Origin of the sequence: uncultured Lacinutrix sp., from assembly GCF_947500325.1 — a bacterium.
Taxonomy (GTDB): Bacteria; Bacteroidota; Bacteroidia; order Flavobacteriales; family Flavobacteriaceae; genus Lacinutrix.
In genome coordinates this window covers 243,615-258,439 of record NZ_CANMRQ010000001.1, presented here as the reverse complement: position 1 = coordinate 258,439, position 14,825 = coordinate 243,615, and the positions used below count along the sequence as shown (strand labels likewise).

Below are 14,825 nucleotides of genomic sequence, written 5' to 3'. Positions count from 1 at the left end.
TTTAAAATTAACGTAGTATTACGCAAAAAGGTATTTAAACACATTGTTTACTTAAGAATTGCCGCTATTCCAGGCAATGTTTTTCCTTCTAAACTTTCTAACATTGCTCCACCACCAGTACTAACATAACTTACTTTTTTCTCAAAACCAAACTGCTTTACTGCAGCAACAGAGTCTCCACCACCAACAAGAGAAAATGCCCCTGTTTTTGTTGCTTCTGCTATTGAATTTCCTAACGCTATAGTTCCATTTGCAAAATTTTCCATTTCAAAAACACCTAAAGGTCCATTCCATAAAATGGTTTTACTCTGCATAACAATTTCGTGAAAAACTTCTCTAGATTTAGGACCGGCATCTAATCCCATCCAACCATCTGGAATTTCTTTTATATCGCAAACTTGAGTACTTGCATCATTACTAAAAGCATCTGCTGCAATAACATCCATTGGAATATGAACTTGAACATTTTTAGCTTCAGCTTGTTTTATTATATCTCTTGCAAGATCTAGTTTGTCATCTTCAACCAGTGAATCTCCAATAGAACCTCCATTAGCTTTAACAAAAGTAAATGCCATTCCTCCACCTATAATTAAATGGTCAACGGCATCTAAAATGTTTTCAATAATTGTAATTTTTGAAGATACTTTTGCACCTCCTAAAATTGCTAAAACTGGCTTTTCTCCAGTTTTTAAAACCTTATTGATACTTTTAATCTCTTGCTCTAATAAGTAGCCAAAACATTTGTTTTCAGGAAAAAAATCTGCCACAATAGTAGTTGAAGCATGTGCTCTATGTGCTGTACCAAAAGCATCATTAACATATATATCTCCTAACTTTGAAAGTTGTTCTGCAAAATCACGATCTCCATTTTTTTCTTCTTCATGAAAACGTAAATTTTCTAAAATTAAGATTTCACCAGGTTTTAAGTTTGCTACTGCAGTCTCTGCTTCACCTCCAACACAATTAGAAACAAATTTAGTTTCTACACCAATAACATCTTCTACATCGTCTGAAATATGCTTAAGAGAAAATGCTTCTTGAACGCCTTTAGGTCTACCTAAGTGCGACATTAAAACACAACTTCCTCCATCTTCTAATATTTTAATTATTGTTGGTTTTGCAGATGTAATTCTTGTTGCGTCTGTAACGTTAAAATTTTCATCTAAAGGCACATTAAAATCTACTCTTATAAGTGCTTTTTTATCTTTAAAATTGAAATCGTTTAATGTCTTCATTTATTCTTTATAGTATCTATTAATCTAAATTTACTTTTAATATCCACGTATCTCTAAAACGATACTTTTGAATCATTTCTTGCTGTAATGTAAAAGCAGTTTTGGGGTCTTCTGTTCTTAAAACCGAAACGTATTCCCATTTCTTTTTAAGGTTAGTAAATGTTATAGGTGTGTATCCTTTTTTTATAAGATAACTTTCCCATTTTCTAGCTCTTGGTTTATCTGAAAATACATTTGTTACTACATAATAACCTGGGATGACATCTGAAATAATCTTAGATGGTTTAGAAATCATATATTTAAATGCTCTAGAATCAAACCCTTTTATACCTGGTGGTTTCCATTTATATTTTCTTTTCTTCTTTTTTGCTTCTGCCTCAGTTGTTCTAATAACTTCTGGTTCTATTGTTGTTACATTACTAACAGATTGTTTTTCTTCTACAATATCTTCAAAAAAATCTTGACTTATTTCTGTTTGAAAAGCAGCAAAAAACATATAAAAACGATCTGCTCTCGTTTTTAAACGTAGAGTTGTTTCACTTGTGTTATTATCTATTATCTCGTTGTTATAATTTGGTATCTCTAATTGGGCAATATCAAAACCCAGTGTATTACGGCTACTAGGAACACGGTCATCATTTACTATACTGTTAGTTGTAATACCACTATTGAAAAAGTTTTGTTGATTTCTTGCACCGTTACTAAGGGATTGAAATGTACCGTCTTTTTTTATTATAGCACATTCATCTTGAGATAAGTTTAAATCTCCTTCCAAAACCGAAACCACTAATGATGTTTTTACATCTCCTTGTTCTACAGATTTAAAGTTTTTGAATGTAATATCAACAGGAGCATAATTTACCAAACCAAAACCATTATATGTAGAAATATATTTAGGATTATCTGTTGGTGATTGATAAATAACATATAACATCCACCCTGCAGAACTCCCTCCAGAAATATAACCTCTTGAAGCTTTTACATTTGCAACTGTATAGTCACCATTTTGTTCCGTTGCATTTTTTAAAATACTAGTGACATCTGCATAACAAACATATGGTGAATTTATAGCATGTGTTGGATTTGTGCCTCCGTCATAAATAATTTCACCTCCAATAGTTTTATATTCACCATTTGGAGTTTTAAATAATATAGTGTCTATATCTGTTTTTTTTCTGTAACTTCCTTTATACTCATAACTACCTTTAGATTTTCTACGTTTTCCTTCTTCTAAACTATAGGTTGCCGACCAGTATAAACCTGCATAAGTAATTTTTTTAAGGTTATCTGGTAGTTGCAACTTTGCAGAACTAGAGCTAAATGTTGATTTATCTTTATCAATGTCAACGTATTTCATTTTTACGTTTTCATTATCAATAAACATTTCATTAAATTCTTTGGTAGGATGTGCACTTAAAATACTATTACCTATTGCTTTTGAGTCTCCATAGATATAATATTCATTTACTGACTTAAAATCTGCGCCATCAAGAGACAAATTGTCTTTAATAGCGTTACTCTTTTGAGAAAACACATTTGAAAATGCTAATAAACAAGCAGATACTATAAGAATATGTTTCATTATTAGGTTGGTAAAATAGTAATAAAAATAGCGGATTACTTAATAAGATTCAAATATATGCAAATTGTACGAGACGTTTTTATAATAAAATGTACAAAATAAGCACTAAAAGATATAAGTTATAGAAAATAGTTTTTATTTAATGAGTAAGCTATATTTGCTCTATGCTTTTTAGTGATATTTTAGGACAACATCATATTAAAAACCACCTAACCAAGAGTGCAAACAATGGAAGAATTCCTCACGCGCAGCTATTTGTTGGGCCTGAAGGAAGTGGTACTTTACCAATGGCTATAGCTTATGCGCAGTATATTTTATGCAGCAATGTAAACGGCGAAAACACTGGTGAAAATACAGCTTGTAACCTTAAATTTAATAATTTTTCTCATCCAGATTTACACTTTGCATTTCCTGTTACAACTAACGATAAAGTAAAAAGACACCCTGTTTCTAGTTATTTTCTTGAAGAATGGAGAGAACTTTTAACAAAGCAACCTTATGGAAACTTATTTGATTGGTATAAACTGCTTGGTGTTGATAACAAACAAGGTCAAATAGGGGTTGATGAAGCACACGATATTGTAAAATCTCTTACTTTAAAATCTTATGAAGGAGGTTATAAAGTGATGCTGATATGGATGGCAGAAAAAATGAATACTCAAGCTGCAAATAAATTACTTAAGCTTATTGAAGAGCCTCCAAATAAAACCGTTTTTATATTAATAACAGAGGATGAGGAAAGTATTATTAATACTATTAGGTCTCGTTGTCAAGTTTTACATTTCCCACCACTAGCTGAACAAGAAATAAAAAAAGCATTAGTAAAAAATTATGATGTTAATGATGCAACAGCAGCAAAATTAGCGCACCAAGCTAATGGTAATTATAATAAAGCTTGTGATTTAATATTTCAAGACAGTGAAGATTTACAATTTGAAACTTGGTTTATTTATTGGATTCGAGCTGCTTTTAAAGCTAAAGGAAATAAAGCAGCAATACATGATTTAATTAAGTGGAGTGAAGATATTGCTAAAACGGGAAGAGAAACTCAAAAACAATTTCTCAATTTTTGCATTGACTTTTTTAGACAAGCTTTGCTAATGAACTATAATGCAGACTCACTGGTATATATGGACATTAAAACCGAAAAGTTTAAATTAGAAAAATTTGCGCCTTTTGTTCATAACAATAATATTTTAGACATTTCTAATGAACTCCAAGATGCTATATATCATATAGAACGCAATGGAAACTCTAAGATTATACTAACAGATTTATCAATAAAACTTACAAGATTACTTCATAAAAAATCAATATAAGCAACTAAATCTTTTTTATAATTTTAGAATAAATATTGATGTTTAAAATCCAAACATCTTCTAAGAATAAACTCTTAATAAATGCTTTTCTTAACATAAAAACATCATAAAAATTTTCTGAGTTATATAAATACACATAATATTTTTCATTTGGTGTATCTTTAAATAATCTTGAGTTTACTCCTCTTTTCTTTAATTCGTTTTGATATAGAATAGCCTCGTCTAAATCTGATAGCACATCTGCAATAATATAATATCCTTTTTCTACACCTTCAACATATGTTGGGTCTTGATTTAGTACACGTTTAAAAGACTGTGTTTCGTATACATAGTCTTCCTTAGTTAGTACTTTTTCATAATTTTCTCTATTTAACACCAAACCGCTTTTAGAGCGTTTTGGTGGCGTTTTTAAACCTTCTGGCCTATATATGTTGTCTTCAGTAGTTACTGCCTCTGTTTCTTTTCTTTTTAGCCAAATAGGCAATGGTTTTTCTTCTCTATCTGGTTTGTATTCTTTAATAGACGCTTGAGTAACTTCTTTTTTAGGTACAAATATCTTTGGTTGTGGTTTTTCTTTTTCTTTCTTGCTTTTAGATTTAGCAACTGTTTCTTTAATTTTTGGCTTTTTAATTTTTTTTGGCTTTCTTTTTTTCTCTTTTTTCACCCTTACCTTCTTTGGTTTCTTTATTTGTTTAGGTTTAGCTTCTACTATTATTTTTCCTTTATCTTCTTCTAATTCTACTATTGCGTTTTCTTTGTTTTCTTCATAAAAAACTTTACTTATTTCGGTTTGAAAAGCGGTAAAAAAAAGATAAAACCTATCAGATTCAGTATTAAAGGCCATTTCAACTTCAGTAGTCGTGTTGTCAACTATTTGCTGAGAGTTATTAGACAAGTCCATTGAGATGATATCAAATCCTAGTGTATTCTCACTATTAGGCTTTCTTTCATTAAATAAATTATCGTTGTGTGTTATTGTACTATTGAAAAAGTTATTTCTAGGTCTATTATTAGTACTTAGTAATGCAACTTTTTTCGATTGTTTATTTACAATTATACACTCATCCTCTTTTAAAGCCGAATCTCCTTCTAAAGCGGCAAAAGTTAATGCTGTTTTTGCGTCTCCTTTTTCTAAAGATTTAAAGTTTTTAAATTTTAACCTTACTGGTGTTCCACTTACATGAGCAAAACCATTATAAGTTGTAATGTATTTAGGGTTCTTAGTTGGTGCTTCATATACTACATACAACAACCAACCTCCAGCGCTTCCTCCAGAAACAAACCCTTTTGTTGCTTTAATATTTGCAACTGTATATTGTCCATTTAAAGTATTTGCATTTCTAAATAACTTAGTAACATTTGCCATACAAACATAAGGTGAATTTAGAGTGAATGCTGTATCGTTTACTCCATCAAATATAACTTTACCGTTAATGTTTTTGTATGTACCATTAGGTAGCTTTAATTTAACTTTACTTATCTCATTACGATTTCTTACCCGCTTACCTTGAAACAAAAACTGACCATTAGTTTCTTGTCTATAGCCTTGTTCGTAACTATATGTTGCGCTCCAATATAACGCTGCATATTTTATTTTAGTAAAATTTTTAGGCAGTTTTAAATTTGCAGAACTGGAACTAAAAGTAGATTGATCTTTATCAATATCAACAAAAACCATATCAATGTCATCATTAACTACAGATTGATCATTAAATGGCTGAGTAGCGTTCTTGCTAAGAATATTATTGCCAATCACTGTTGCATCTCCATATATATAAAACTCATTTTGAGTTTTAAAAGGAATAGCTTCTTGAGCATGCACATTTTCTAATACAGAAAAAACAATGAAAAGCAACCATAGTTGGTTTTTCATAACTTAAATAGAATAATTAATAGCGGTAAATTATTTCGTTATAAATATAAAAATTAAGAATTAATTAAAGTTATTATTAAGATGAAAGGGTGATTAGTTACGATGTAAACTCCTATAGGCTATTAAAAATTAACTCTAAATACAATGTTTGGGGTTATACCAAGAGATTTTCTTTCGATTTCTCTTAATACTTGTTCTCCATCTGAAGTAAGCTTTGTTCTATAAGTACGGTTTAGAACATTTGTTTTATTATACAGATTAAAAAGAGAAAGGCCTAATTTTCCTTTCCATTTTTCATTTCTTGAAATGTTAAAATTATAGGTTGAAGAAAAATCTAAACGATGATAATCTGGTAAGCGATCTCCATTAGTTTTATCATAAACAATAAATGAATTGTCATCTAAACCTAAAGCTTTTGTATAAGGAATACCTGTTCTAAAATTAAAACCTAATGAAAAATCAAATTTATTCCATTGGTATGTGTGAGACCAATTAAACTGATTTACAATATGAAAATTTGCAGGAAATGGTTCTCCATTATCTATAGCTCTAAAGGTATAATCGTTTTTCATTAACGAATAAGATAACCAGGTTCTATAATTATTTATTTTCTTTTTTAATAAAATATCTAAACCTAATACTTCACCTTCTCCGTTAGAAATAAATGCTCTAAAACCAGATTTAAAAGAGCTTATTCCGGTTACCTTTTTAGCGTAAACATCAAAGTCTAAATTCCAGCCGTTTTTATTATAATTAGCACCTATTGAGGCTTGCTGGCTTTTTAATAATGGTGTTAAATTTCCATCTGATAACACCCAAATATCGCTTTCTATTCCAAAATTAACAGATAGTAGTTCTTCAATTTGACTAACTGTTTGATGTAATTGTTCTGCAGATGCTTTAATTTTAAAATTAGAGTTTAAAAATTTTTCATAATATAATCTAGGTTCTACATAAAACACTTCTAATAAGGATGCATAGTTACCTCTTATTCCTATGTTTACAGCCCATTTATCTTTTTCCTTATGTTGGTATTCTGTATAAATTGCATTATTAATATTTACATTATCGTCATATAATTTTAAATAAAACCTGCCGCCATCTAGATTTTCATTTTTAAAAAGGTATTCAAACGAATAACTGACATCATTCGTTGATAGTTTATATCCAAAATTTAAATTGTTTTTGGAATCCATATCCCAATCATTATGTAATGAAATACCGTACTCATTAACAGCGTTTTTCTTTGTAAACCTATTGTCTATGTTGTCTATAACAAAGTCATTTGTTCCTAAATAATTTAAATCTAATTGGGAGTTATAAGCTTGTAAATATTGAGAAAAAGAATCATTATACTGATGTTTCCATTTAAAACTAACGCCACTGTTTTTTACATTTAATTTATCGGTTGAAATATCTTGAAACTCTTCATTTAAAAACTCATAATCTAACTCATTTGAAGTTAATAAACTGCTTAAAACAATTTCGTCTTTATCTGAGAGTTTATAAATTATCTTAGCTGTTACATCTGAAAACTTAAAATTATCTTTAGTTACTTTTATTGGATCGCTTTCAAAAAAGGTGTTGCCTTCAGATATTTTTGTGTTTTGAAAGACTCTATCTGATAAGTTTTGAAAAGTAAATGTATTTATTAAGTTTGTATAAGATCTTCTTGTAGACACTATTATACCTAGTTTATTAGATATTGATGTTTTTAAATACAAATCGGCATGTGTCATATTAAAGCCAAAACCTGCTTTAGTTTTTGTAGGTACTTTATCTTGAGAACTGATATCGATAACACTAGAAATACTATTTCCATATTTTGCTTTAGTACCTCCAGTAAATAATTTTACATCATTAATAATATATGGATTAAATACAGATATTGTACCAAAAAAATGACTTGTATTGTACAGTTTAATTCCATCCCAAAGGACTAAATTTTGATCTGGTGTACCTCCTCTTACATATAGTCCTGTAGCTGTTTCATTCGGGCTATTTATTCCGGGTATTAACTGTAAACTTTGTAAAACATCTGGTTCTGTTAGCCCTGGCAAAATTCCAAGGTTTTTTGGAGACACTTTTATAGAACCATCCTTTTGTTTTTTTATACCTGCTGTTAAATATTCTGTGAGAATAACCTCTTCTAAATCTTGATAATTGGCTATACTTGGCTCTATTTTGTTTATTGTATAATAACGTTCTGAAGCTTTATTAAACTTTAAATTGTGCTGTATTTCTATTTCAGAAATTACATCTTCTAGAGCATTAGTTTTCTTTTTTAAACTAAAAGACTTCCCCTTAAGTAATTGAGAATCAAAAGAGAATTTAACATTAAATTGGTTTTCTAAATCCAATAGTACCTCATTTAATGGCAAGTTAGTATAAGTCAAGAGTTTTTTCTCTTGAGCTGTTATTACTAAAGACCAAAATAAAAAGAAAAATAGTAAGCGTTTAAGCTTCATTATTTGTTATTTAACTATAGGGTTGTAACAAATAAACAAAAAATTAGCTTACTTTTTAGAGTTTAGTACAATTGAGTTCTCTCCAGATTTTAAATAACTGATATTTAATGGATTAAAAACAGTTTTTAAAGCAAGCTCCAAATCACTGTGCGTAAAACTTCCTGTGAATCGTTTATTTTCTTCGATTAAAGTATAATCAATATTAATATTATATTGATTTTCTAATGATTTTATAACTTGAACAATAGGTGTATTATTATATGAGCTTTCTCCATTTAACCAGCTTGGTTTCATTTCTTTAAAATCCCAATATTCTAACTCTTCTTTGTTAATTCTAAAAGCTTTTCCAATAGTTAAGGTTGCTAATTCTTTTTTATCATTAGAAGAGACTTTTACTTTTCCTTCATGGCATTTAATTTCAAAGTAATCTTCTCTAGAAACAACATTAAATTCTGTTCCTAAAACCTCAACAACACCTTCATTAGATAATACTTTAAAAGTTTCGCCTTTCTCAACGTCGAAAAAAGCTTCGCCATTAAAATTTAACACTCTATTATCCAGCCAGTTTTCTTTTTTAAACTCTAGTTCTGACTTAGAGTTTAAATAAACTTTAGAATTATCAGGAAGATCAACAACTAATTGTTCTCCATATTGTGTTTCGTATATAGAGTTAGAAGGATTAAAATATAAAACACCTAAAGCTATAATTAAAACAGCTGCAGCACTATATACCCATTTTAAGTTTAATTTTTTAATTTTTTTGTCTTCTTTATTTTTTAGGCTTTTTTCTAACCTTGATAAAGAGCTCTGTCGATCAAAAGAAGGTGATTTAAACGCTAGCGCACCTTCATTAATCTTTTTGTAATCTAGATAATACTTAGATTTTTTAAATGCAGACAGTTCTTCTGGTGTTAAATCACCAGAAATCCATCTTGCTAAATAAATATCATCAAAATTGTTTTTTTCCATTTTTTATTTACAATCTCAAGTATAAAACAGTCATTCCTTACTTTACCCTACTAATTTAGTTCGTTTTTAATAAAAATTTAAATATTTCCAACTTTTTCTCTTAATATAATTAAAGCTTGACTCATTCTCTTTTCTACTCCTTTTACACTAATACCAACTATTTCGGCTATTTCTGCATATTTTTTCTTCTCTACTCTACTCAATAGAAAAACTTCTCTTTGCTTTTCTGGTAAACTATTAATTACAGCTTGAAGCTTGTTCATAAACTCTTTTTCCTCTAATAAAAACTCAGGATCTTGATTATCACTGTTACTACTATATCCTTTTTCGTATTCTAGAACTACTTTTTTGTGTGCTATTTCATTTAAAAAAGCATTATTTGCAATAGTATATAAATAAGATTTCGCTTTTTCAAATATAACTTTAGCGCAGTTTTTCCATAATTTTATAAAGGTATCCTGAACAATATCTTCTGCTTGTTGTAAATCACCACATTTATAATACATATAATTACGCATAGACTCAAAGTGATTGTCAAAAATCGCTTCATAATTTTTCTTTTCGCAAACAGATTTATTTTGCATGAAATGGGTTTACATAATTTGTGAGAGACATCAAATCTAAATAAAAAAAAACAAAAAAGTAGGGTAACTAACTTTTTAGCTGTTTAATAGTTGTGTCACTAACTACAAAAAAGTAATACTTATGTTTGATAGGTTAGGTATATTAAGTATTATCAATATAGTGATTTAGTTAATATTTGAAGTGAGTCGTGTTATTCTTATAATTTTACTTCAAATAATTTATTTAACAAAAACCTCTGCTAAATGGGTTAGGTTTAGTAGAGGTTTTGTTTTTTTAGTAATATGTTACTTTTTATATTGTGTATTTATTTCTTCAATAATTTTCTTAGACAAATCTGTTCCTTCTTTTGCGAATAATACTGTTCCTATAGATTCGTTAGTACCCAATATATAGTCATAACCATTAGTTTTTCCATAATCTTTTACAAACGATTTCATGTTAGAAATAACAGAATCTATTTCTACTTGATAAGCTTTTTGCATTTGTTGTTGCTCTGCTTGCATTTGTTGCTGAAATTGTTGTGCTTTAATTTGTAAAGGTTGCATCATTTCCTGCTGTTTTGCTTGCGATAATCTAGCCGATTTTGCTTGTAATGCTTGAAATTGACCTCTATATATATTACCTATACTGTCTGCTCTCTTTTTAAAAGACTCATCTAAAAGCGTGTATTTAGATTCTATATCTTTTTTTTCTTGAATTTCATTAATTACTTCTCCATTATCTACATATCCAATTTTTTGCTGTTGGCAAGATGAAAATGCTGCAACTGTAACAATTGCTAAAATTAATTTTTTCATTTTATTATTTTTTAGTTTGGCGCAAATGTATAAAAGTCAAATTACAGTTTTGAGTATAAATGATACAGAATTTAAAAGAATAATAAATTACTATTGATTGTTTTAATCTTAATAGATATAATTTATTAAAAAAGAGTAAAAACAAAGCGTTTTAAAGCGTTTTTTTAAAAAAACAATGTGTAGTTATCCAAAACAACAATAAATAGCTTAAAATGAGCTTAAAATTAAAAATTATTGTTTTTTATAATATAAATAAGCGAAGAATACTCTCCAGATTGTTTTGCTTTAAGATTTGACTTTATTCCTATATAAAAAGCCTTTAGAGGATTCATAGATTTACTTTTATATTTTTCTGAAAGTAAGCTTACATAAAAAGCATCAAAAAGCATAGGTTTTGTTTTTACAACATTCATGTTTTGCTTTGCAAAAAGATTTGAAATTGATTTTTGTGAAAAATGCCAAAGGTGACGAGGAACATCAAAAGCGGCCCAGAAATTTTTATAATACTTAGCATCAAAGCTTTTATAGTTTGGAACAGCAATTATTAAAGTCCCATTATCTTTAAGTAGTTTTTTTAATATTGAAAGCTGTTCTTCTAAATTAGGTAAATGTTCTAAAACATGCCATAATGTAATAACATCAAAACTTTTTTCTTTAAGCTTAGATATTTTTTCTGGGCTATAAACCAGATTACCTGTTAAAACATTTGCAATTTTTCTTGCTTTATCGTCTGGTTCAATACCTATAATATCCCAATTGTTGTTTTTAGCTATATTTAGAAAAGCTCCAGTCCCACAACCAATATCTAATAATTTTTTTTGTTCTGAATTAAATGAGTTAATTAATTTTAATTTACGATTTAAAGAATAGTTACGAACTAGATGATAAACTTTTTCTAATAAGTTTCGTTTAGTATTAGTATGCGAAATATAATCTTCACTTTCATAATATTCAGATAGTTTTTCAAGAGACGGTTTTGGGAATGTTTCTAAATAATCTAATTCGCTATTATGGATTAATTCAAATTCTTCTCCAGAAACTGAATAATCATTTACCTTAATGTATACGTTTTTATTCATGTAAAAAATTAAAGAAATCTAATAAGAGAAAAAACCTTGCCTTATATCCTCTAAATAATTTGTAACGATATATCTATAAAAAGATTCTGTCTTTAAACAGTCTTTTCCTTCTTGATCTGTGACGACAAAGAAAACAAATCTTTTTGTTTTTCCTTTCTTAATTATCTCTGGATTTTTCCTTTTAAAAATAACATCTGTAAAATCTATTGTAGTCGATAAATCTTTTTCTGTTAATAATTGAATATTAAAACTAACATTGTTTATTTCTACATTAAAATAATCTGGAGTAAAAGCAACGACATCTTTATACCGTTTATTTAAATAGCGTCTAAAGACTTCTTCGTTTTTGTGAATTTGAAAAGCAAACTTATTCGCTTTTTCTATTTCGTTTTTTCCTTTTTCATCTCCATTTAAAATATGCGAGCCACTTATATCTTTTACACTACCAACTGTTACACATTTAAAAGACAAAAAACAAACTAGTAGAATTAATGCTTTTTTCATATTAAAAGTTTATTGTTATTAATTAAAAAACAAGTCGACACTTAGTAATGTTCCACGTGGAACTTATTGTAATGTATTATGCAATTTAACAACATAACTCTTTACTCTGTATTTTACAAATTAAGAGCTTATTCCCTATTATTCGTTTTGTAAAGATTGAAATATAATTTTGCTAAAAACATTTATACATAACCTAAATAAAGGGAAGTATACTATTACTAACGTACACCTTTAATTGATGAAAAACATAATCAGTTCTAAAAATTGCTAAAATTAAAATAAAGAAAAAAACAGTTGTTTATAAAACGACAATAAAAGAAGTAATACAAAAACTTACATCTATTATATAATAGGATATACTGTTTGCTTTAAAATATTTTTTTTAAACATTACTATCTTCCCATATAAACTAAAAGCACAGAAATATCTGCAGGAGATACACCACTAATTCTTGATGCTTGAGAAATAGTTATAGGTTGTATTTTATTAAGTTTTTCTCTTGCTTCTAAACTCATAGATTTAAGCTTAGAGTAATCAAAATTTGTTGGTATTTTAATATTTTCTAGCCTATTTAATTTATCTGCATTGTTTTTTTCTTTAGCTATGTATCCAGAATATTTAACTTGAATTTCTGTTTGTTCTAAGACTTCTCTATCCAATTTTTGTTTTTGAATATAATCTTCCACAGATTCAAATTTACGCATATCTGCCATGTTTATATTTGGTCTAGAAAACAATTTAAACATTTTACCTTGTTGCTTAACTTTAGCAGAATTTTTAGATTCTAAAACAGGATTGGCTTCGTTTGCCGTTACACTTGTATCTTTAAAAAATTGAACGAATTTTTCTGAAGCACCATGTTTTTCTTCCATTCGACGAAGACGCTTTTCACTAGCTAGACCTAACTTATAACCTCTAGGTGTTAATCTTAAATCGGCATTATCCTGTCGTAATAATGTTCTATATTCTGCCCTAGAAGTAAACATTCTATAAGGCTCTTCTGTTCCTTTAGTAATTAAATCATCTACAAGTACACCTATATAGGCCTCATTTCTTTGCAAAATAAAAGGTTCTTTTTCTTGTACTTTTAAAGCGGCATTAATACCAGCCATTAAACCCTGAGATGCTGCTTCTTCATAACCTGTAGTGCCATTAATTTGCCCAGCAAAATATAAGCCATCTACCAGTTTAGTTTCTAAAGTATGTTGCAATTGTGTTGGCGGAAAATAATCATACTCTATTGCATATCCTGGTCTAAAAAACTTAACATTTTCAAAACCTACTACAGATCGCATGGCTTTAAATTGTACATCTTCTGGTAAAGATGTTGAAAACCCATTTACATAAACCTCAACGGTATTCCATCCTTCTGGCTCAACAAACAACTGATGCCTATCCTTATCGGCAAATCGATTAATTTTATCTTCTATACTAGGACAATATCTAGGACCTAAACTTTTAATTCTACCATTAAACATTGGTGAACGATCAAAACCTTCACGAAGTAGATCATGTACTAATTCACTTGTATAAGTCATATAACAAGATCTTTGATTTTCTAAAGATTTTGTTATATCTAAATAAGAGAATTTTTCTGGGTTAAGATCACCTGGTTGTTCAGTCATTTTTGAATAATCTAAAGAACGACCATCAACTCTTGGAGGAGTACCTGTTTTCATTCTTCCAGATTCAAATCCTAAATCTATTAGTTGTTCTGTAATTCCTGTTGCTGCTTTTTCTCCTGCTCTACCTCCACCAAAATTTTTGTCTCCGATATGAATTAGTCCATTTAAAAAAGTACCATTTGTTAAGACAACAGCTTTAGCTTTTACTTCAATACCTAATGATGTTTTTACACCTACAATTTTTCCATTATCAACTATTAATCCAGAAACCATTTCTTGATAAAAATCTAGATTAGGTGTTTGTTCTAAAAGTAATCTCCAATCTTCAGCAAATCGCATTCTATCGCTTTGAACTCTTGGACTCCACATTGCAGGTCCTTTAGACTTGTTTAACATCTTAAATTGTATAGCAGATGTATCACTAACTATTCCTGAATAGCCGCCAAGCGCATCAATTTCTCGAACAATTTGACCTTTAGCAATTCCACCCATAGCTGGATTACAGGACATTTGAGCAATATTCTGGAGATTCATAGTTATAAGTAGTGTTTTGCTACCCATATTAGCAGCTGCAGCTGCTGCCTCACTACCAGCATGTCCAGCACCAACGACTATTACATCATATACTTCGTTAAACATAATTTCCAATTGTTCCACGTGAAACATTTAATATAATAAATGAACACAATAGATTTTAATATTATAAAGTTTATTACTTAACATTAATAGTTGTTCCACGTGGAACAACTAAGTTTATAAGTTTTTGGTTTGCAAATATACGTCGAATTA

11 protein-coding genes are annotated in these 14,825 nt (G+C 28.8%); 1 reads left to right on the top strand and 10 read right to left on the bottom strand.

The window, feature by feature from the left end:
- Window positions 1-47: 47 nt before the first annotated feature.
- Both pgk and Q0997_RS01245 read right to left on the bottom strand, forming a co-directional pair.
- Window positions 48-1,235 (bottom strand): phosphoglycerate kinase, encoded by a 1,188-nt coding sequence (pgk, locus tag Q0997_RS01250; RefSeq protein WP_299883637.1) that lies wholly within the window; start codon window positions 1,233-1,235, stop codon window positions 48-50.
- A 19-nt stretch (window positions 1,236-1,254) separates the two neighbouring features.
- Window positions 1,255-2,817, bottom strand: coding sequence for a hypothetical protein (locus tag Q0997_RS01245; protein ID WP_299883635.1), 1,563 nt, complete (start codon window positions 2,815-2,817; stop codon window positions 1,255-1,257).
- A 164-nt stretch (window positions 2,818-2,981) separates the two neighbouring features.
- Between Q0997_RS01245 and Q0997_RS01240 the strand changes: the two genes are divergently transcribed.
- Complete coding sequence (locus Q0997_RS01240; RefSeq protein ID WP_299883633.1) at window positions 2,982-4,136, top strand: DNA polymerase III subunit delta'; 1,155 nt, start codon at window positions 2,982-2,984, stop codon at window positions 4,134-4,136.
- A gap of 4 nt (window positions 4,137-4,140) precedes the next feature.
- On the opposite strand, the gene Q0997_RS01235 is transcribed toward Q0997_RS01240, so the two are convergent.
- The 8 genes from Q0997_RS01235 to mnmG form a co-directional block, all read right to left on the bottom strand.
- Window positions 4,141-6,009: a hypothetical protein gene (locus tag Q0997_RS01235; protein ID WP_299883631.1), complete on the bottom strand. Its 1,869-nt coding sequence runs from the start codon at window positions 6,007-6,009 to the stop codon at window positions 4,141-4,143.
- Between the two features lie 122 nt (window positions 6,010-6,131).
- Window positions 6,132-8,477 carry a TonB-dependent receptor gene (locus Q0997_RS01230; RefSeq protein WP_299883629.1) on the bottom strand — a complete coding sequence of 782 codons (2,346 nt, stop codon included), beginning with the start codon at window positions 8,475-8,477 and terminating at the stop codon, window positions 6,132-6,134.
- A gap of 48 nt (window positions 8,478-8,525) precedes the next feature.
- Window positions 8,526-9,446, bottom strand: coding sequence for a FecR family protein (locus Q0997_RS01225; protein ID WP_299883627.1), 921 nt, complete (start codon window positions 9,444-9,446; stop codon window positions 8,526-8,528).
- Window positions 9,447-9,523: 77 nt separating this feature from the next.
- Window positions 9,524-10,030: an RNA polymerase sigma factor gene (locus Q0997_RS01220; protein WP_299883625.1), complete on the bottom strand. Its 507-nt coding sequence runs from the start codon at window positions 10,028-10,030 to the stop codon at window positions 9,524-9,526.
- A gap of 285 nt (window positions 10,031-10,315) precedes the next feature.
- Window positions 10,316-10,828: an OmpH family outer membrane protein gene (locus tag Q0997_RS01215; protein ID WP_299883623.1), complete on the bottom strand. Its 513-nt coding sequence runs from the start codon at window positions 10,826-10,828 to the stop codon at window positions 10,316-10,318.
- 224 nt (window positions 10,829-11,052) lie between these two features.
- Entirely contained in the window at window positions 11,053-11,907 is an 855-nt protein-coding gene (locus Q0997_RS01210) for a class I SAM-dependent methyltransferase (protein ID WP_299883621.1), read from the bottom strand.
- 18 nt (window positions 11,908-11,925) lie between these two features.
- Window positions 11,926-12,411, bottom strand: a complete 486-nt coding sequence (locus tag Q0997_RS01205) for a hypothetical protein (RefSeq protein ID WP_299883619.1) — start codon at window positions 12,409-12,411, stop codon at window positions 11,926-11,928.
- A 392-nt stretch (window positions 12,412-12,803) separates the two neighbouring features.
- Window positions 12,804-14,675, bottom strand: a complete 1,872-nt coding sequence (mnmG, locus tag Q0997_RS01200) for a tRNA uridine-5-carboxymethylaminomethyl(34) synthesis enzyme MnmG (protein ID WP_299883617.1) — start codon at window positions 14,673-14,675, stop codon at window positions 12,804-12,806.
- Between the last annotated feature and the right edge of the window lie 150 nt (window positions 14,676-14,825).